The organism is Alteromonas sp. ABH4_454 (assembly GCF_056311775.1).
Genome location: NZ_CM149972.1, coordinates 4,314,856 through 4,335,951 on the forward strand (window position 1 = coordinate 4,314,856; position 21,096 = coordinate 4,335,951).

The 21,096-nt window shown below is 43.9% G+C and carries 13 protein-coding genes and 1 pseudogene; 11 read left to right on the forward strand and 3 right to left on the reverse strand.

What is annotated here, in order from left to right; all coding sequences use genetic code 11:
• Window positions 1-308: 308 nt before the first annotated feature.
• A complete protein-coding gene (typA, locus tag ACYX4W_RS18845; protein ID WP_476074204.1) occupies window positions 309-2,141 on the reverse strand; it encodes a translational GTPase TypA in 1,833 nt (610 codons plus the stop codon).
• 459 nt (window positions 2,142-2,600) lie between these two features.
• Between typA and glnA the strand changes: the two genes are divergently transcribed.
• The 4 genes from glnA to glnG all read left to right on the forward strand — a co-directional run bounded on the left by glnA (window position 2,601) and on the right by glnG (window position 7,493).
• Window positions 2,601-4,010, forward strand: coding sequence for a glutamate--ammonia ligase (gene glnA / locus ACYX4W_RS18850; RefSeq protein ID WP_020746516.1), 1,410 nt, complete (start codon window positions 2,601-2,603; stop codon window positions 4,008-4,010).
• A 295-nt stretch (window positions 4,011-4,305) separates the two neighbouring features.
• Complete coding sequence (locus ACYX4W_RS18855; protein ID WP_476074205.1) at window positions 4,306-4,878, forward strand: DUF4124 domain-containing protein; 573 nt, start codon at window positions 4,306-4,308, stop codon at window positions 4,876-4,878.
• A 130-nt stretch (window positions 4,879-5,008) separates the two neighbouring features.
• Window positions 5,009-6,094, forward strand: coding sequence for a nitrogen regulation protein NR(II) (glnL, locus tag ACYX4W_RS18860; protein WP_474805181.1), 1,086 nt, complete (start codon window positions 5,009-5,011; stop codon window positions 6,092-6,094).
• Window positions 6,084-7,493 (forward strand): nitrogen regulation protein NR(I), encoded by a 1,410-nt coding sequence (gene glnG, locus ACYX4W_RS18865; RefSeq protein WP_476074206.1) that lies wholly within the window; start codon window positions 6,084-6,086, stop codon window positions 7,491-7,493. The genes glnL and glnG overlap by 11 nt, the downstream gene beginning before the upstream one ends.
• 86 nt (window positions 7,494-7,579) lie before the next feature.
• Here the strand turns inward: glnG and ACYX4W_RS18870 are convergent, their stop codons facing one another.
• A complete protein-coding gene (locus ACYX4W_RS18870; RefSeq protein WP_476055916.1) occupies window positions 7,580-8,719 on the reverse strand; it encodes an HD-GYP domain-containing protein in 1,140 nt (379 codons plus the stop codon).
• A gap of 202 nt (window positions 8,720-8,921) precedes the next feature.
• Here ACYX4W_RS18870 and ACYX4W_RS18875 point away from each other — a divergent pair, with 202 nt between their 5' ends.
• The 7 genes from ACYX4W_RS18875 (at window position 8,922) to ACYX4W_RS18905 (ending at window position 18,217) form a co-directional block, all read left to right on the forward strand.
• Window positions 8,922-9,647: a 1-acylglycerol-3-phosphate O-acyltransferase gene (locus tag ACYX4W_RS18875; protein WP_476055915.1), complete on the forward strand. Its 726-nt coding sequence runs from the start codon at window positions 8,922-8,924 to the stop codon at window positions 9,645-9,647.
• 32 nt (window positions 9,648-9,679) lie between these two features.
• Entirely contained in the window at window positions 9,680-10,078 is a 399-nt protein-coding gene (gene rraB, locus ACYX4W_RS18880; RefSeq protein WP_474805173.1) for a ribonuclease E inhibitor RraB, read from the forward strand.
• 111 nt (window positions 10,079-10,189) lie between these two features.
• Window positions 10,190-11,005, forward strand: a complete 816-nt coding sequence (locus ACYX4W_RS18885) for a choice-of-anchor H family protein (RefSeq protein ID WP_476074207.1) — start codon at window positions 10,190-10,192, stop codon at window positions 11,003-11,005.
• Window positions 11,006-11,173: 168 nt separating this feature from the next.
• Entirely contained in the window at window positions 11,174-12,628 is a 1,455-nt protein-coding gene (locus ACYX4W_RS18890; RefSeq protein WP_476074208.1) for a sensor domain-containing diguanylate cyclase, read from the forward strand.
• A gap of 217 nt (window positions 12,629-12,845) precedes the next feature.
• A complete protein-coding gene (locus ACYX4W_RS18895; RefSeq protein WP_476074209.1) occupies window positions 12,846-14,129 on the forward strand; it encodes an ABC transporter substrate-binding protein in 1,284 nt (427 codons plus the stop codon).
• A gap of 48 nt (window positions 14,130-14,177) precedes the next feature.
• Window positions 14,178-16,844 carry a hybrid sensor histidine kinase/response regulator gene (locus ACYX4W_RS18900; protein WP_476074210.1) on the forward strand — a complete coding sequence of 889 codons (2,667 nt, stop codon included), beginning with the start codon at window positions 14,178-14,180 and terminating at the stop codon, window positions 16,842-16,844.
• A 200-nt stretch (window positions 16,845-17,044) separates the two neighbouring features.
• Entirely contained in the window at window positions 17,045-18,217 is a 1,173-nt protein-coding gene (locus tag ACYX4W_RS18905; RefSeq protein WP_474805162.1) for a GGDEF domain-containing protein, read from the forward strand.
• Between the two features lie 77 nt (window positions 18,218-18,294).
• Here the strand turns inward: ACYX4W_RS18905 and ACYX4W_RS18910 are convergent.
• Window positions 18,295-21,070, reverse strand: a pseudogene (locus ACYX4W_RS18910) (valine--tRNA ligase).
• Window positions 21,071-21,096 lie beyond the last annotated feature (26 nt).

Here is a 21,096-nt window from a genome sequence, read left to right on the forward strand (position 1 = left end):
CCCTCTTGTTAGGTCATTAGCCGTCGATATTACAACGACTTAGCTTACGAGTTAATGCGTAAACATGTACTTGAATAAGGATAGAAGCTCTAAGCATGTTTGACCACTAACCTTTGGTCGATATTTACGCTTTTCGATGTTCACCATTACAGTGAAGTAACTGAGTTGGAGAGTTCGAAAGGAAAACTTTAAACCTTCAAAAGTTAGCGAAGGCTAGCGGCAAATACTAGATTAACAAAGTTCAAACGCTTAATAAAAAATGCCAGCATAAGCTGGCATTTTTAAGATTGTTAAAGTCTTAAAGAGTATTAAGACTTAGGTGCGCGAGATGCACGCTTACGTTCGTTTTCTGTAAGAAGCTTCTTACGAATACGGATAGATTCAGGTGTTACTTCTACTAGTTCGTCGTCATCAATAAACTCAAGCGCTTGCTCAAGTGACATCTTGATTGGTGGAACTAGGGTTTGCGCTTCGTCAGTACCAGAGGCACGAACGTTTGTAAGCTGCTTACCTTTAAGTGCGTTTACAGTTAGGTCATTGTCACGGCTGTGAATACCAATAACCATACCTTCGTACACTTCAACACCGTGACCGATAAATAGGCGACCACGCTCTTGCAAGTTAAACAGGGCGTTAGTTAATGCTTTACCGTTTGCGTTTGCGATAAGTACACCGTTTTTACGCTTACCGATAATACCGCCCTTGTACGGACCGTAGTGATCGAACGTGTGGTAAAGCAAACCAGAGCCAGACGTCATTGTCATAAAGTCTGTTTGGAAACCAATTAGGCCACGGCTTGGAATAATGAAGTCGATACGTACACGACCTTTGCCATCTGGAGACATATCGGTCATTTCAGCTTTACGAAGACCAAGCTGTTCCATGATTGAGCCTTGGTGCTCTTCTTCACAGTCAATCGTTAGTGTTTCGTAAGGTTCTTGTGTTTCGCCATCAACTTCTTTCAGAATTACTTCTGGACGAGATACAGCAAGCTCGTAACCTTCACGACGCATGTTTTCAATAAGAATACCTAGGTGAAGTTCACCACGACCTGATACGCGGAACTTATCAGGGTCTTGAGTTTCTTCAACGCGAAGCGCAACGTTGTGTACTAGTTCGTCGTTAAGACGCTCTAGGATATTACGTGACGTTACATACTTACCTTCTTTACCCGCAAACGGAGACGTGTTTACCTGGAAAGTCATAGTTACAGTAGGCTCATCAACCGTAAGCGGAGGCAGCGCTTCAACTGTGTTTTGGTCACAGATTGTGTCAGAGATCTTAAGTTCGCCAAGACCTGTAATAGCAATGATGTCGCCAGCATGCGCTGATTCAACTTCATGACGTGCAAGACCAAGATAGCCGTAAACTAACCCAACTTTACCATTACGTTTTTCGCCATCAGCAGTAACAACAGTCACTTGTTGGTTTGGCTTAACTGAACCGCGCTTAACGCGACCTACACCGATTACACCCACGTATGAGTTGTAATCAAGCTGAGAAATCTGCATTTGGAAAGGACCGTCGATGTCAGCATCTGGCGCAGAAACTTGCTCAACGATAGTTTCAAATAGCGCAGTCATGTCTTCTTGAGGCGCGTCTGCATCGTGTGATGCCCAGCCATTTAGTGCAGAAGCGTAAACAACTTGGAAGTCAAGCTGCTCATCAGTTGCGCCTAAGTTATCGAAAAGGTCGAATACTTGATCCATTACCCAATCAGGGCGTGCGCCAGGCTTGTCGATTTTATTAATAACAACAATTGGCTTAAGACCTTGAGCAAATGCCTTTTGCGTAACGAAACGCGTTTGTGGCATTGGACCTTCTTGTGCATCTACAAGTAGAAGTACAGAGTCAGCCATTGACATTACACGTTCTACTTCACCACCGAAGTCAGCGTGTCCTGGAGTATCTACGATGTTGATACGGTAGTCGTTCCAGTTAATCGCTGTGTTCTTAGCTAGGATGGTAATGCCACGTTCTTTCTCGATGTCGTTCGAGTCCATTACGCGCTCTTCTTGCTCGCCTCGAGATTCAAGGGTGCCAGACTGCTGTAACAGTTTGTCTACCAGGGTGGTTTTACCGTGGTCAACGTGGGCGATGATTGCGATGTTACGCAATTTACTAATATCAGTGGTATTCATGCTTATATAGAGCCTGTGTAAATCGATGCCAACTTAATTCGGGAATCGAATAAGTCTGCATTAGATTTGTTGCAAAAAAATGCAGATAGAGAAATTTGCGCGGATTGTACAGAAAAACCACGACGTTTGCGCACCTTTTTTTGATAAGAAGTCACTTTTATTAGAATTAACTCTTTAGTTTAAAAAATAGACAATATTATTTGCACCGAATTGAACATATACAGTGGTGGTGTGATACAAAGTGATCTAGGCTAGATGACATAAAAGTAACAATTAAGCACCACCATGGAGCATTGACGCACCCTTCTGGTGCATTGCAATTCAAATGGAAGTGATAGATGCCTGTCCATGCCACAAAAACCGGCATGCTTGTAAATGGCATGATAATCGCTTTCACTTTTGCCACTGTTGGAGTGAAGCTGATCATTCCGCATTTTTACATTAAACCTGGAGGACACGATGTCAGTAGATAAGGCATTAGAACTGATTAAAGAAAGTGAAGCGAAGTTTGTAGATTTACGTTTTACCGACACCAAAGGTAAAGAACAACACGTATCAATTCCTGCAAGTGTTGTTGATGAAGAATTCTTCGAAGAAGGTAAAATGTTCGACGGTTCTTCAATTGCTGGTTGGAAAGGCATCAACGAATCAGATATGGTTCTTCTTCCAGACGCAGACAGCTGCGTAGTAGACCCTTTCGCAGAAGAAACACAAGTAAACATCCGTTGTGACATTGTTGAGCCTTCAACAATGGAAGGTTACGAGCGTGACCCACGCTCTGTTGCACGTCGCGCAGAAGAGTACTTGAAATCTACAGGTATCGGCGACACATGCTTCTTCGGCCCAGAGCCAGAGTTCTTCCTTTTCGACGACGTGCGTTTCCACACAGATATGGCAGGCTCGTTCTACAAGATTGACTCTTCAGAAGCAAAGTGGAACTCAGGTGAAGAATTCGAAGGCGGCAACATGGCTCACCGCCCTGGCGTTAAAGGCGGCTACTTCCCAGTACCTCCGGTAGATTCTGCTCACGACATTCGTGCTGCTATGTGTATGGTTATGGAAGAAATGGGCCTTGTTATTGAAGCTCACCACCACGAAGTAGCGACAGCGGGTCAAAACGAAATCGCTTGTGAATTCAACACGCTAGTTAAGAAAGCGGATGAAATTCAAGTTTACAAGTATGTGGTACACAACGTTGCGCACGCATACGGCCAAACTGCTACCTTTATGCCTAAGCCACTCGTTGGCGATAACGGTTCTGGTATGCACTGTCACCAGTCTATCTCTAAAGACGGCGTGAACATCTTCGCAGGTGATAAATATGCAGGTCTTTCTGAAGAAGCGCTTTACTACATCGGTGGTATCATCAAGCACGCGCGTGCAATCAATGCCTTCGCTAACGCTTCTACTAACTCTTACAAGCGTCTAGTTCCTGGCTTCGAAGCGCCGGTAATGCTTGCATACTCTGCACGTAACCGTTCTGCATCAATTCGTATTCCTCACGTAACTAGCGATAAAGCGCGTCGTATTGAAGTACGTTTCCCTGACCCTACAGCTAACCCTTACCTTGCATTCTCTGCAATGCTAATGGCTGGCCTTGACGGTATCAAAAACAAAATCCACCCTGGCGATGCTATGGATAAAGACTTGTACGATCTACCTGCAGAAGAAGCGGCTGAAATTCCAACTGTTGCAAGCTCGCTTGAAATGGCACTTGAAGCACTTGATAACGACCGTGACTTCCTTAAAGCCGGTGGCGTAATGACTGACGACATGATTGATGCTTACATCGACCTTAAGTCTGAAGAAGTGACTAAGCTTAACATGACAACTCACCCAGTTGAGTTCGACATGTACTACAGCGTGTAATAACACACTGTATAGCGATATATACTAAAGCCCGCTCTGCGGGCTTTTTTTATGTTTGCAATTTAACTACTATGTCATTGTGTCTGCGCTAAAAGTGGCTTATACGTTTGCTTACCTTGGGCAGTAAACTAAGGGCTGCCTTATTTGAGTACCGCTTAAAAGATTTAGCCACAGGCCTCTTATGATAAAAGTAGTAAGCTGGCAGTTTTCAAATACAATGATTAGGTAACAACACGTGCAAAACATGATGCGATATATCTGCTTAACTTCCCTATTATTGTGTTGCAGTAATGGAGTGTTACCTTTGCAAGCCGCTACGCTTGGTTTAGAGCAAGACAATGCGCAGCAAGAACCACTGACGAACGAGGCAGAACGAGCTCCCGATGCATCGACTACGACGTCCCCATCGACTACAACAATCTATAAGGTGGTAGGAAAAGACGGCTCTATTACTTTCACCGATAAGCCGCAAAAAAATGCTGAGCCGCTGGCATTCGATGATAAAACGCAAAACGTAGTTACAGCAGCCAAAGTTGCCCCCCCACCACCGCTTAAGCCTGATGCCCCTAAAGCAAATTATCGCGTAGTTATCAAATCTCCTGCACCAGAAGCAACTATTAGAAATAATCTAGGTGAGTTAATTATTTCTGCGGCACAAACTGGTGCACCCAAAGCGCCCATCTATCGCTTAATTTTCGATAACGCCCCATTTGCAAGCAATAGTTCAGGCGTATTTAAACTTTCAGGTATCCATCGTGGAGCACATACTTACAAAGTTGAGCTAACGAACAATACGGGCAAGACTCTTGCATCGTCTCCAGAACAAACCCTTTACCTACATCAGGCATCGGCGTTAATTAATAACTAATAGCGTGCAACCATTGTTCTGTAAGCGCACCACCGAGGTTCAGTAGACTACATTTGCTTAGCCTCTTACTCGCGCATCGCATCATTGCAAGCTACAATGCACAATTATGGTGCAAAGGAGACGAGCTCGGATGCATTCCACCGAGTTAGAAACACAACAGCTTATAAACAGCCTAAACACAGCGTTGGTAATGGTAGATAACAAACTTACCATTGTTTACGCTAACCACGCGGGTGAAGCTTTGTTCGAAACAGGCTTGAAGCAACTTATCGGGCACCCGCTTCAAGACTTTTTCTTACCGGGAACAATAGAGACTACCCGACTAAAAGCGGCCATTAGAAAAGGTGAAGACTTTACCGAGAACGAAATTAAACTAGCGTTCAGAGACAACCGCTATGTTTCTGCGGATTTGACCGTTACCAACTTACACTTTGACGATGGCCCTCGACTGCTGTTCGAAGTCAAAAAGATTGATCAACAAAAACGAATTTCTCGCGAAAACTTACAAAACGCACAGCATTATGCGGCTCGAGAGCTAGTACGTGGTTTAGCGCATGAGATAAAAAATCCACTAGGTGGCATTCGCGGCGCGGCGCAGCTTTTAGAAAAGGAACTGTCGGAAGAACATAAAGAATTCACCCGTATGATCATTGAGCAGTCTGACCGTCTGCGCAACCTGGTAGACCGTTTGCTAGGACCGAATTCACTGCCTAGATTCGAAGAAAGCAATGTGCATCAAGCACTTGAAAAAATACGTAGTCTTATGCGTTTTGATTCAGACAACCCTATAACCATAGTTCGCGACTATGACCCTAGCATACCACCACTTTTACTAGACCCAGACATGATTCAGCAGGCGGTGCTCAATATAGTCAGGAATAGTATTCAGGCTTTAACCGAGAGCCAAACCCCTAACCCAGAAATTAGGCTAGTTACGCGAATAGAGCGCCAGATGACGATTCAAACAAAACGTCATGCGCTGGTAGCAAAAATAAAAATTATAGATAACGGCCCGGGTATTCCCGCTGAAATTAAAGACACACTTTTCTATCCCATGGTCACAAGTAAACAAAATGGCTCTGGGCTGGGTTTGTCTATTTCACAAACCCTTATTAACCACCACGGCGGCAAAATAGATGTAGACAGCTACCCTGGTCACACTGAGTTCGTAATTTACCTACCAATAGATCGTAAGGAGACAGACGATGACGAATGAGTCTGTGTGGATTGTCGATGATGACAGTTCTATTCGTTGGGTGCTGCAAAAGGCCTTACAAGCCGCTGACATCAGCTGCTTGAGTTTTGAAAACCCTGAAGATTTATTGCTTCAACTTCAAAGCGGCCAAGCCCCCGAAGTCATCATTTCAGACATAAGAATGCCACAAATGGACGGCATGACATTACTGAACGAGGTGCACGCTTCCCATCCGTTGCTTCCCGTTATCATTATGACGGCGCATTCGGATTTAGACAGTGCGGTAAACGCTTATCAAAAAGGGGCATTTGAATACTTGCCAAAACCTTTTGATATTGACGAAGCGGTAACCTTAACCCAGCGCGCCCTTGCTCATGCAAGAGAGCAGTCGACGGTATCCAAATCACAAGTTGAAGACGTTGTAACCGAGATAATTGGTGAAGCACCTGCTATGCAGGAAGTTTTCCGTGCTATAGGTCGACTTTCACGTTCTTCGATAAGCGTGCTTATCAACGGCCAATCAGGTACGGGTAAAGAACTGGTAGCGCACGCACTTCACAGACACAGCCCTAGATCGAGTAAGCCTTTCATTGCGCTTAATATGGCGGCCATACCTGCAGATCTTGTAGAATCTGAACTGTTTGGTCATGAAAAAGGCGCCTTTACCGGTGCACAAGCGGCACGCCAAGGGCGTTTTGAGCAAGCTGACGGCGGTACACTTTTCTTAGATGAAATAGGCGATATGCCGTTAGATGTGCAAACCCGCCTTTTGCGAGTACTCGCGGATGGTCAGTTTTATCGCGTAGGTGGCCATCAGTCGGTAAGCGTTGATGTACGCATTATTGCAGCAACCCACCAAAACCTAGAGCAGCGCGTTGCTGAAGGAAAATTTAGGGAAGATTTATTTCACCGCCTAAACGTTATTCGTGTGCACCTTCCATCGCTGAACGAGCGCCGAGAAGATATTCCTTTGTTAACGCGTCACTTCCTTCGCCGAGCAGCCAAAGAACTTGATGTGGAGGCGAAAAGCATTTCAAAAGAAGCTGAGCGCGTTATGTCTCAGTTACCGTGGCCGGGTAACGTACGGCAGTTAGAAAACGTGTGCCGCTGGCTAACAGTGATGGCAAGTGGACAAGAAGTCTTACCGAGCGATCTGCCGCCAGAAATTCATAGCGATAGCAGTATTGAAAAACCTAGTGCCGAATCGGGTGATTGGCCAGATTTACTTGCGAGCTGGACCGACAAACAGCTTCGCGACGGCCATCACAACATTCTAAACGATGCGATGCTTACATTTGAGCGCGTTATGCTTGAGCGAGCACTCCAGCACACGCACGGTCACAAGCAAGATGCGGCTAAGCGTTTAGGTTGGGGGCGAAATACCCTTACCCGTAAACTAAAGGAATTAGGGGTAAATTAAACCTGCTTCGCTTCTTGAAGTAGCTGAGAAGCCTTTAGCTGAATTAGGCTCTCAGCCAACATCACGTAGCAAGATTAGGGCGGTGTTTACTGCCCTTTAGTCAATAGCGCTGTCATAGCCTGATTAAACAGCCTCACCCACTTCATACTGAACTGTCCTTTGGCACTGCGATTTATCTCGATCACCGCTTCTTTTTTGGAAAGCACATTATCTTCATTGTGCGCTCTGGGGTGCGTCATTGCATCGTAGGTATCGACAATGGCAAGTAGCTTCGCGCCTTCACAGATATCGTCTTCTTTTATGCCTAGCGGATAACCGGTCCCATCCGTGCGCTCATGGTGTTGCATCACTATTTTACGTGCCATGTCCCATTGATCTAGGTGCTCTAACAAACGGGCGCTTTTGTAAACATGAGATCGCATCAGATTAAACTCGATATCAGTCAATTCATCGCCTTTATGCAGCAGCTTTAACGGCATGAAGGCCATGCCAAAATCATGAACGTAACTGGCTACCGCCAGCTGGTCTTCGTCAATTGGATTTTCAGCGACATCGTTAATGTACATGGCCAACTTAGCAATGCGATCACCTCGTCCAACCCAATAGTTAGAACGCCGCTCAATGGTTTGCATAAGATCGCGGAAAAACAAAATATCTTGTTTCTTCTCGCTGCTAATGTCTTTAGGTATACCTGTCGCAGCTAATGTGGGCGGCTTTATTTGCACGTTTTCGGGGTCGTCGCCGTCAGCGACAATGTCTAACGCAGGGTTGAGTAACAACACAGCTTCAGTAAGACGTTTTTCATGTTCAGCAGAATTGTCAGGCGTAACACGACTGATAGCCAGCACTAGCTGGTTGTGAAGATTGTCATCATACTCGGCCTTACCGTCAGCCATTACAGCTTCGACAAAGGCTTTTACCCTGTCCATGGTAAGAAGTACCAAATCACTCATAGTGCTGGTATATGCCACCTGCCCTTTGCGCAAATAATCGAGTAAATCTTCAACATGCTGCAAAAGGGGGATCATAGGAGAGAAATTAACCAAGCCTAAATCGCCCTTAATAGTGTGGATTGAACGAAACAGGGCCCGTTGCAACTCGTTATCTTCCGGCCGAAGCTCTAATTCAATCAAAGTTTGCTCACTTGATTCATAGAGTTCGTTAATTTCCTCCATAAGGTCAGCAAGAATATCTTCTTCTAGGTCGTCTGGAGTAAATGTCTGCATGTAATGAATACCGAGTTAGGTTCTATTAAGCTTTCTATTATTGTAATTCGGTATCGGCAAAATTTCCTCATACTAAAGGTGATAAAGAAGGAACTTTCATAAGTGATGACCGATTAAATCTAAACACTGTAAAAACTCATCGGACAAGTGTACGCTGAAACTTCATCTATACTGCGCGCGTCAATTGTATCTAGGAGTTGTTTTGATCGCTTTATTTCGCATACCGGCACTATTTATCGCCTTTTTATTAATCAACATTATTTTGCTGATCATTTGTATCGTGCGCCCTTTTCACAAAGATAACGTGCATGCTGCCGGTAGTTTGTATTCGCTTATGGCTAAAATAGTGGGCCTCAAAATTATTATAAAAAGAGACCCCGCTGTAAAAACGAACGAGCCCTATGTTTTCATTGCAAATCACCAAAACAGCTTTGACGTTATTACAATTTGTAAGGCAGCACTTCCCGGCGTAGTTACCATCGGTAAAAAGAGTTTGAAATGGATCCCTATTTTCGGCCAAATTTATTGGCTGTCGGGGAATATCATGATCGATAGAAAAAATTCAGGAAAAGCGCGAAACACCTTAGATATTGCCGCTAACCGCATAGCTAAAAAGAAAACGTCTGTATGGTTATTCCCTGAAGGTACCAGAAGTTACGGCAGAGGCATTCTGCCATTTAAACAAGGGGCTTTTCGTTTAGCCAAAACCACGAATGAACCTGTTGTTATGGTTACAGCGAGCAACCTGCATAAGAAGGTTAAATGGAACCGCTGGAACAATGGAATTGTGCTGATTGATATTGCAGCGCCTCAACCACTGACCGAAGAACATACAATTAAAGAGTGGATGGTGCACTTCAATGATGAAATGAAACAAAAGTTTGATGTGCTTAATACACAGGTCGATGAACTGGAAAAAAGCAGGTAAACTTGCGCCTAAATTGCTAACGAGTGTTTATTATGACCCAGTTCGATGAAAGAGAAGAGTGGTACGAGTTTAACCAAGAAACTATTGATGCCCTTCTAGAAGATGGCAGTCAAGCAGATGCCGACTATACCATTGAGCACCATTTCGCCAGTACCGACTTCGACGTATTAGAAAAAGCCGCTGTAGATGCCTTTAAAGCGGGCTTTGAGGTGACTGACGCCGAAGAGCTAATTCTTGATGACGGCGAAACCATTTTTTGCTTCGACGCCGTGGTAGAAAGAAAGCTAGATATTGAAAAGCTTAATGCTGATTCAGACGCACTGTTAAAAATTGCCGACAAACACGATGTAACCTACGATGGATGGGGCACCTATTTTGAACCGCGTGAAGAAGGCGAGTACGAAGAAGAAGACTATCACTTCGACGACTAATTCTTAAATTCCCCGATAAAGCTGAAGGGGTATTAAGTTACTCTTCAGCTTTTGTTCATCTTTTTTATTCAACAATGACCCTGTCATTATCGATTGGAAAAGGATGGACAGATGAAAAACTTAGTATCAGCACTTACAGCATATTCTGCTATCGTCACATTACAGCTTGCGTTTTTGTCACCTGTGCATGCAAATACTGATAATAGTTCAGAAGAAAAACAGGTTACCTCAACCGAATTCCGTTACGACAAACCTTTTGTCGCCGATGAATCACTACAGCCGAAAACCACAATTGAATCGGTCAATGATAGTGTTGTCGAGCAGTCTACCGATAAGATCAACGCACAACAAACTACACACGCTCAAACGAATAAACATCAACAACACCTAGGTTTAACCAAGTCATCAAGCGACATTGTAGTAAGTAGCGTTAATGAATTCTGGATTTATGAAAGTTGGGTAACGCTAGAACAAGATATCGATTACGATGGCTATCACTCCACGTTTTCGATTGAATTTGATGCCGACACTATCTTTACTCGGGCACCGGTATACGCTGTATTGTATTTAGGTAAAGACGGTATTTACGATGCCATTCACGTGTCGTCTGAGTTTTATATTTATTCAGAAGATTCAACCGATACATTCACCATTGAAAGCTCATTGGTATCTGGTTTCCCTCCTGGTGAATACGACATACTGCTAGAACTTTACGATGCCGACACTGAAGAGCTAGTGGCATTTACCGATGCCTATGATGACAGCGCCCTTGCCTATCTACCTCTTGAAAGTGAAAACAACGAGTACGTTGTAGAAGATACAGTGGTAATAGTAGAAGAGCATGGCGGTGCTTGGTCGCTACTTCCATTGTTCCTACTAGGAGGCATTGTGCTTACGAGACGCTTAAGCAAATCCGCTCGCCATTAATTTATTCTTTAATACTTATCCTTTCCAAAAGCTGTTTTAAACACAGCTTTTGGCTATTTTTTAAACTAAAGTCTAATATATAAGTTAAATCCTCTCTCTAATTAACGTTGATTCGCAAATGTACAAAGAAAAACAGTACATACTGACGCTTTCAAGTGGTGTAGTGCAATGAGCTTCAACAATGTTAACTTGTTCAATCTATTAGAAAACACACAAATTGGTGTGGTCATTCACAACGCGTCCGGCTCTGTGGAGTATGCCAACCCCGCCGCTGCGTTGATGCTTAATTTCAGCCTTGAAGAACTTAAAGACAAAAGCATGAATGTAGAGACGTGGGAATTCATTGATAGGCAAAACCGACGGATTTCCTATGATGAATTACCCGTAGTTCGCGTACTATCGACGGGTAAACCTGTAGATAATCAAATAGTAGGCGTTATCGACAAAACCACCGAAACGACAGCTTGGTTTAGTGTAAATGCCTACCCTGAGAAACATAGCGTGAAGGGAATTACACCGCCCTTTGTAGTCGTCTACTTTACGAACATCACCAAGAAAATAAATGACTTTTCCTATAAAGATATCGTGCAAAATTCACAAGATATGATCCTGGTGACAGAAGCGAAAAACATCAATGCCCCACTCTCGCCTAAGATAATTTACGCCAATGAAGCTCTCTGTAAGCACACTGAGTATACCTTCGAAGAGTTAATTGGCGAAACACCCAGAATTTTTCAAGGAACCCTAACAGACAAAGCATCTACCGATCGCATTCGCAAAGCCCTTATTGAACAGCATCCGTGTACCGAGACATTATTGAACTATACAAAAACCGGAACACCGTTCTGGGTGCAAATGAATATATTCCCGCTGACTAATGATTTTGGTGAAGTTACACACTTTGCTGCGGTGCAGCGCAATGTAAGCGAGATGAAGTTTCAGTCTGAACAGCTAGATAAAAGAAATTCAGAGCTGAAACGAATAAAAGACGATTTAGAAAGTTTAGTGCACGAACGTACAAGTGAGCTGCGAGATGCAAACCTGAAATTAGAAAAGCTGGCATATTTTGACGCCTTAACCAATATTCCTAACAGGCGAGCGTTTATGGATGCGTTCTCTAAATCTTTAATGTTTGCCAAGCGCAACAACCATGAAGTTCTGGTAGGCATTGCAGATGTTGATCACTTTAAATCAATAAACGACAACCTTGGCCATGGATTTGGCGATGAAGTCCTGACTATCGTTGCGCAAACAATGCAGAGTTTTTTTCGCGCCGAAGACGCAATAGGCAGAATTGGAGGGGAAGAATTTGCTTTTTGCATTGTGCTTCTAAGCCAGGTTTCCCCCTACCAAATACTAGATAGACTAAGGCAGAAAATAAGCAAATTACACGAAACCCAGCCGCTTTTAAAAGGTCATAAAATCACGGTAAGTATTGGGGCAGTGCAAACAAAAGAACTCCAGCAAAAAAGCGCCAAACAGCTTCTCACCTATGCCGATAAAGCGCTTTATAAAGCTAAAAATAGTGGAAGAAATACGGTGGAGTGTAGTCAGGAAGGTGCGAAAATTTCACCAATTTCAGCGCCAGAGCCTTTAGACGATAAATCACGGGAAGCGCTCTAAACTACATCAAAAAAAAAGCGCATACCACTCACTTTAAAAATGCTCGCGCTGTTAAACACTAGGCCTATTAGTGAATCTTATAAACCATCATTCTTCGTAGGTTGAGTTTCTTCAACTTCCACCACCACTTTTTCGACAATCTTCTTACATTTTTTGGTAACAAAATGAAATAAGTGCCAGAATGTATCAAAGGAACGTCTTTATACGGAATTTCTTAATGCCTACTAAGCCTTCTAAAAACAATGACTCTTCAGCATCACGCCGAACTTTACTAAAAGGCGGACTAGCGTTTGGATTAACAGCTGGCATGACACCTTTCGCTATAGGTAAATCTAAGCCAACGCTTCGGGTTATGGGAACCCACGTTACTTTACAGGAGGCTATTCGTCAGCGGGCTATCGAAGACTTAGGTATTAACATAGTGTTTGAACCTGGCGGCAGTGCCACTGTTTTGCAAAAAGCCTCTATGAATCCCAACTCCTTTGATTTATACGAACAATGGTCAAATAGCATTAACGTGCTGTGGCGTGCGAAGGCTATTCAACCGATACAAAAAAAGCGCCTTCGCTATTGGGAAGAAATAAATGACTTAAGCAAAACCGGTAAGCTCACTGAAAACGCTCGCATGGGCGCGGGCGACGCTCCCCACAAGATTCTTAATGTGCAAGGAGATGGCTCTTTGGGTGAGAAGCACACCGATACCATCAGCTTTTTACCTTATGTGCACAACGTGGACTCATTTGGTTACGACACGTCAAAACTCCCCGCTGAACTAAAAGGGCAAGAAGAAAGTTGGGGATGGCTGTTAGACCGTAATTTTTCTGGAAAAGTGGGCATTGTGAACGACCCTACTATCGGGCTATTCGATTTAGCGCTAGCAGCACAAGCTAAAGGGTTCATTACTTTTAAAGATATTGGTGCTATCACAGAATACGAGCTAGACGACCTGTTTAACCTGCTTATAGAGTTAAATCAATTAAATCACTTTAGCGGGTTTTGGACATCGGTTCCCGAATCTGTTGAATTTATGAAAAGTGGCCGGGTTACCATTGAAAGTATGTTCTCCCCTGCGGTTTCAGCACTAAACGGCCAAAATATTCCCGTCACATTTGCAGCCCCTAAAGAAGGGTATAGAGGATGGCACGGCGTCATGTGCCTTTCTTCTGCTACCCAAGGAAGAATGAAAGATGTAGCTTACGAATATATGAATTGGTGGCTTTCAGGGTGGCCTGGTGCGTTTATAGCAAGACAAGGCTATTACATTTCAAACCCTCAACGTTCTGCCGAGTATTTGTCGCAAGCTGAGTGGGACTATTGGTATAGGGGGAAAATTGCCTCCACACCGCTAAAAGGCCCAGATGGCAAGGTGAGTGTACAAAAAGGCGCGCAGCGGACAGGTGGTAGTTACGAAGAGCGCTTTAGCAACGTTGCAGTTTGGAATACGGTTATGCCAAGCTATGAATATAGCTTACAAAAGTGGTACGAATTTATCACTGCATAAAACAGTGTAATACCACATCTTAAATGGAAGAAGGTTCTTTAGGCTTATATGTTATCGTCAATCCGGATACAGCTTATAACAGTGTTAGTTGCCTTAATCGCGCTGATACTCGCCCAAGGTTTTGTGGCACGAAAAAACCAAGAGGTCTTAAACGAAGGGGTTGCGTCTGCTGCGAAAGCCGTCATTGATGTTGGTATAGTTAAAGAGCTTGAGCGGGACGTTGTTGACCTTCAGCGTAATGTTCTGATATTTAAAGAAAATGCCAGTAAGTCGGCCATTACGCGCTTTAGTCGTTTGATGGTTACGATCAACAGTAAACTCGATAAGCTTGCGGTGGTGAACGAACGCGCCGAACAAAAAGATGACAGCAATCAAATTCTCAATAGAATGAGAGAGCATTTGAACGCTTATCAAGAAAACTTCTCTCAGGTTGTTGAAGCACGCTCTGAAAGAGATAACCTCATCGACCAAGGCACAATGTCTGACATTACTCTACTCGGGAGTGAGCTAGATAAGGCTTTAGCACAAGGAAAGGTTTCTGCTGCTTTCGTAGACGATGCCAAGGTCATTCTTATACATACAGAAAATGCGATGCTGAAATACCTGATGAAGCCTGATATGGAATTCATCCAGTCTTTTAATGATGCTATTGACGCTTTGAAACGCTTACCATCTACTGCTTCTCCTGAACTGCAGCAGCGTATTGAGCGCATTATAGATAGAATTAAAAACGACTTTTTTAAGCTGACGCAAATAACACAGGGCAACCTTTTTCTGGTCAATGTTGTTATGGCAGGCTCTGCCAACGAATTTCTCTATTTAAGTGGAGAACTGGCTAAAAAGGTAAGTACCGATTCTGAAGTTATAACCCAGCGTACCTACCAAATAGCAGAGAGCACACAACGCAATGGCGAGCTCTTTTCTCTATTTGCCATTTTACTTGCTCTGTCGGCTGCGCTTTTTTCTACCTTGCGTATCCTTGGCCCTATCCGCTCTATCACTGAAGTTTTCAACAAGCTCGCTCAAGGCATACAAATCTCTAATATTCCTGGCAGCAATCGAAAAGACGAAATTGGCAAGCTAGCGAAAGCCGCGCTTGTGTTTAGTGATAAGAATCGTGAGACAGAAAAGCTGCTCAATGAAGCGCGAACCATGAACTCTCAGTTGGAAAACTTAAATAAAGTTATTACTGAATCTAAAGTTAAAGCCGAGCAAGCTACCGCATCGAAAAGTATGTTTTTGGCCAATATGAGTCACGAAATTCGTACCCCCATGAATGGTATCATTGGCCTGATAGAGCTAGCCCAACAGCAAGAACTATCTCCAACAGTACGAGGCTATCTTGATAAAGCTTCGTACTCTGGGCAAATATTACTGAGCGTTATTAACGACATTCTGGACTTTTCAAAGATCGAAGCAGGTGAATTGAAGATAGAAGAGGTTAGCTTTTCACTGCACTCGCTATTTGACAACCTTATCGCGGTAATAGCGCTACGCGCAAAAGAAAAGAATCTATCGGTTCATTTCACGGTAAACCCCAAAATACCGCCTCAGGTCATAGGCGACCCGCTACGTATTGCTCAAATTATTATGAACATTGGCAACAACGCCGTGAAATTTACCGAACAAGGGCGTATAGATATAGAGTTTGACGGTAACTTGAATGAAAAAGGTAACCTACTAAACCTCATCATGCGAATTGCCGACTCAGGTATAGGCATGAGCCCAGCACAGCTCGATAAAATATTTAAGCCTTTTACACAGGCTGATGGCTCAACTAACCGCAAATACGGCGGTACTGGACTGGGCCTTGCCATTGTCAGCCAGCTTACTGAGCTTATGAATGGACGCCTTGATGCAACCTCGACTATGGGGAAAGGCAGTAGATTCGAGGTTGAACTTCCTCTTAAAGCATTTAAGAATCAGCCAGGGGTATTACAAAACTCTCCACAGTTGCCTACTAATAGCCTTTACGTAACTGAATCGCCGTTACTCCCAGAAGCCTATTGCTCTCAAATTCAGCTGTCGACAGCATCAAGCATGTCGATTGAAAATGCTAAAAATGCTGCTACTCTCCCTGATCATATTATTGTCGACGTTCATGAATTTAGCTCGTTTAGGAAAAATATTAGCTGGCTGAACAGTCTTTTAGAAAGCGGAAAGTCTGTAGGCTTAGTGATGGAGAGCGCTGGTAGTGCCCTGCAGTCTAAATATGATTCGCTGTGGAAAGGCCCTTTAATTATGCATCCTTTCACCCCCGCCCAATTTGAAAGTTTTGTACACCAAATAATCTCAAAAGATGCTAACTATCAAAGTAAAGAATATAACGAGGAACCCGATAGCTTAAAACTTGAAGGGCACATATTGCTTGTAGAGGACAATAATATAAACCAACTCGTTACCGGTGAAATTCTAACAAACCTGGGACTTACGTTTGATATCGCTGAAGATGGTAAGCAAGCAGTACAAAAAGTAGAAAACGCCCCTCAATACGACCTTATCTTAATGGACGTACAAATGCCCGTTATGGATGGATATGAAGCCACTAAGCTGCTTCGCGAAAAAGGCTTTACAGCCGTACCTATCATTGGCCTGTCAGCCAATGCGATGAAAGAAGATAAACAAAACGCGCTTCAATCGGGAATGAATGATTATTTAACCAAGCCTATAAAGCAGAAGTCGCTTATTGCAGTGGTAAAAAACTTTTTAAGTTGACGTTCACAAACAGCGAGCCCTAAATAAATTAACAAATTCTTATATTGCATAAGCTTAGCACCTCTTTTTCAAAAAGACTTTTGCCTCAAAGGTATATAAAAAAATACTTATTTATTCACCTCCATACCTTTATCGTTACGTAAATTTTTAATTCAACGCCATTATTAATAATACTTTTGTCTAATTTTGTTGGCGAAAAAATGACAAGTTCCGTTTTAATTGTGTTGCTCCTGTCGCTCGCTATAAATGCTGCGGTAGGTGGATATTTTCGCATCTTGGCGAAAAACCAATACGAACCTGTCGCGTTCAACTTTTGGGCCGCATCGTGCTTGGTGTATTGCTTAGGGCTAGTCGGCAGCGCGCTCACTATGTTCGCGCCAAGTATAAACGTGCTCAGCACACTCACTGGGCTTCTTTATTTAACGGCCAGCTATTTGCTACTTCATGGCTTTTTAAGTTTTAACATTCAATGTGTACATTCTACCGTCAAACGCACAGGTAACCGTGTTTTTGTAATAGCTATTCTCTCTTTGATTGGAGCGTCTTGGTACCCTGAATTAGTCGAGCCAACAACGTCCTTTTTTATTGCTTTAATGTTTCTATTTTGTTTTCAGAGCTTTCAATCACAGCAATGGAAAACCATTGAAGGTATTTCTGTTCTGATACGAAGCATACTGTTCATTCACTTTATCATAATGGTGATACGGGCGGGGCTTACCACTGGTGTTACCTATTATGGCTTAGTATCTAACTTGCAAGTTTTTATAACGGTTACTGTAGGGCTCCACGTACTACTTTGCCTTGCCACCTCAGCACTTCTCCCATTTATTATTCTGTCAAAAGAAAAAGGCGAATGGGAAGCAATGGCAAACTTCGACGAGTTAACCGGCGTGTTAGGACGTCGCGCGTTTATTCGCACGGTATTGAAAAAGTTGAAGTCCAAAAGCAAAAGGCCTTTCACTTTACTAGTAATTGACATCGATTTTTTTAAAACCATTAACGACAGCTATGGTCATCCTGAAGGCGATAGAGTGCTAAAAAATGTGGCACAGTGTCTACAAGCACAGTTGCGCAAAGGTGACATAGTGGGTCGCTTAGGCGGAGAAGAGTTCGGCGTTATTATCTCTAATCGACATTCTGAGCCCCCTTTTACCGTTGCCGATAGATTGAGAGAATCGGTGTCTTCGCTTGTTATATTCAGTGGCTCTGAAGAAATTAAAGTAACCATTAGCGTAGGTATGTCTTCTTCAAGCAACGTCGAAGATACGTGGAATACACTGTTTAATCGGGCAGATAAAGAACTGTATAACGCAAAAAAAACAGGGCGAAACAGGGTGTCGCCAGAGGTCATAGCAGAAACAACGTTGGTATAGCGACCAAAATATTCATAAAAAAACGCTGCCAAATGGCAGCGTTTTAGTTTTTAGTCATTATGATGAAGCGTATCTAGCTATAGCGCTTTGATAGTCTCGAACTGCTCTTTAAGTTTGGCTAGGGCTTTTTCACCCTCTTCCAACTTACCGCGTTCTTTTTCAATTACCGCTTCTGGCGCGTTACTTACAAACTTATCATTACCCAACTTGCCACGTGTACGAGATACATCTTTCTCGATTTTCTCCATGGCTTTAGTAATACGCGCAAGCTCTGCGTCTTTGTCGATAAGTCCTGCCATTGGGATAAGAATTTCCATCTCACCCACAAGCGCGGTCGCGCTGGCTGGCGCTTCTTCACCGTCTTTTAATATGGTTACGGTTTCAAGCTTAGAAAGCTTATCAAGGAATGCCTTAGCCGCATCAAGACGACGAGCGTCTTCGTCGCTTACGTTTTTAAGTAGCGCATTAAGCGGTTTGTTTGGCGAGATATCCATTTCACCACGGATATTACGAATACCCACGATAAACTTCTTCACCCACTCGATATCAGCAAGTACTTTGTCGTCTTGTTTCGCTGCATCAACTTCAGGGAATGCCTGAACCATAATGCTAGCGCCCTCTTCCACCTTAAGCGCACTTAGTGGCACCACACGCTGCCAAATAGTGTCGGTGATAAATGGCATTAGCGGGTGCAATAAGCGCAGCAGGCTTTCAAGCACATTGATAAGCGTATGACGTGTACCGCGCTTCTCAGCTTCGGCGCTAGCGTCATTGCTAAGCACAGGCTTAGTAAGCTCTAGATACCAGTCACAGAACTGGTTCCAAGTAAACTCGTAAACGGTTTGCGCAGCAATGTCGAAACGGTAGTCTTCAAGCGCTTTTTCAAACTCAACCAGCGTTTGTTGGAACTTAGCCCAAATCCAGCGATCGGCCATGCTAAGTACCATTTCGCCACCGTCGCGACCTGTATCGTGCTCTTCTGTGTTCATCAATACGAAACGCGATGCGTTCCAAATTTTGTTACAGAAGTTGCGGTAGCCTTCAACACGGGCCATATCAAAGTTGATATCGCGGCTGGTTGAGGCCATAGCTGCAAAGGTAAAGCGCAATGCGTCTGTACCGTAGGCCTGAATACCCTCTGGGAATTGTTTACGAGTACGCTTGGCAATCTTCTCAGCCAGTCTGAGGTTGCATCATGCCCGCGGTGCGTTTAGTGACTAGCGACTCAATATCAATACCGTCAATCAAATCAATAGGGTCAAGCACGTTGCCCTTCGACTTAGACATTTTATCGCCGTTCTCATCGCGGATAAGACCAGTAATATAAATATCTTTAAACGGAATTTTACCGGTGAACTTCTTTGTCATCATGATCATTCTGGCAACCCAGAAGAAAATGATGTCAAAGCCAGTTACGAGTACCGAAGACGGTACGAAGGTTTCTAGATCTGGCGTTTCTTCTGGCCAGCCCATGGTTGCGAACGGCCATAGTGCACTTGAGAACCAGGTATCGAGTACATCGTCGTCTTGTGAAAGGGTTACGTCACTGCCAAGGCCGTGCTTTTCACGCACTTCTTCTTCGGTGCGGCCAACAAAAACCTTGCCGTTTTCGTCATACCACGCCGGAATGCGGTGTCCCCACCACAGCTGACGTGAAATACACCAGTCTTGAATGTTGTGCATCCACTGGTAGTAAGTCTTGTTCCAGTTCTCTGGTACAAAACGAATTTCGCCACTTTCAACCGCTTCAATTGCAGGTTTAGCAAGAGACTCAACCGCTACATACCACTGGTCAGTAAGGTATGGCTCGATAACCGCGTTGGTTCTATCGCCACGCGGCACTTTAAGCTTGTGCGGCTCAATTTTAACCAACGAGCCTTGGGCTTCTAGGTCAGCAACAATTTGCTTACGGGCGTCGAAGCGATCTAAACCGCGATACGCTTCTGGCGCATCATCATTAATTTTCGCATCGTCGGTAAGAATGTTGATCATAGGCAAGTTATGACGCTTACCCATATCGTAGTCGTTGAAGTCGTGAGCAGGCGTAATTTTAACGCAGCCTGTACCAAATTCCTGATCTACATAGTCATCGGCAATAACTGGAATTAAACGGCCAGTAATAGGCAGCTTAATTTCTTTGCCGATAAAACCTTGATAACGCTCGTCATCTGGGTGAACCGCAACCGCTGTATCACCTAGCATGGTTTCAGGGCGCGTTGTTGCAACTACTAGCTCACCGCTACCGTCAGCTAACGGGTAGCGCATGTGCCACATGTGGCCGTCTTCTTCTTCGTTTAGTACTTCAAGATCAGATACTGCAGTGTGAAGCACTGGATCCCAGTTAACCAAACGCTTACCACGATAAATAAGGCCTTCTTCGTGTAGTTTCACGAATACTTCGGTTACGGCTTTAGACAGGTCTTCGTCCATGGTGAATACTTCGCGAGACCAGTCAGGAGAAGTACCTAAACGGCGCATTTGACCAGTAATAGTACCGCCACTGTGCTCTTTCCATTCCCACACTTTTTTGATGAAGTCTTCACGGCCTAAATCGTGGCGCGTCTTGCCTTCAGCGTTAAGTTGGCGTTCTACCACCATTTGGGTAGCAATACCTGCGTGGTCGGTACCCACTTGCCAAAGGGTGTTGTCGCCCTTCATGCGGTGATAACGGGTTAAGGCGTCCATAATGGTTTGTTGGAAACCATGGCCCATGTGAAGGCTACCGGTAACGTTTGGTGGCGGAAGCAAAATACAATAAGGGTCGCCGCTACCTGAAGCTTTAAATAAACCCGCCTCTTCCCATGACTTGTAGCATTGCTGCTCGATGGACTGCGGTTCGAAGGTTTTATCCATTACACACTCTCAAATTGAAGCTAAAC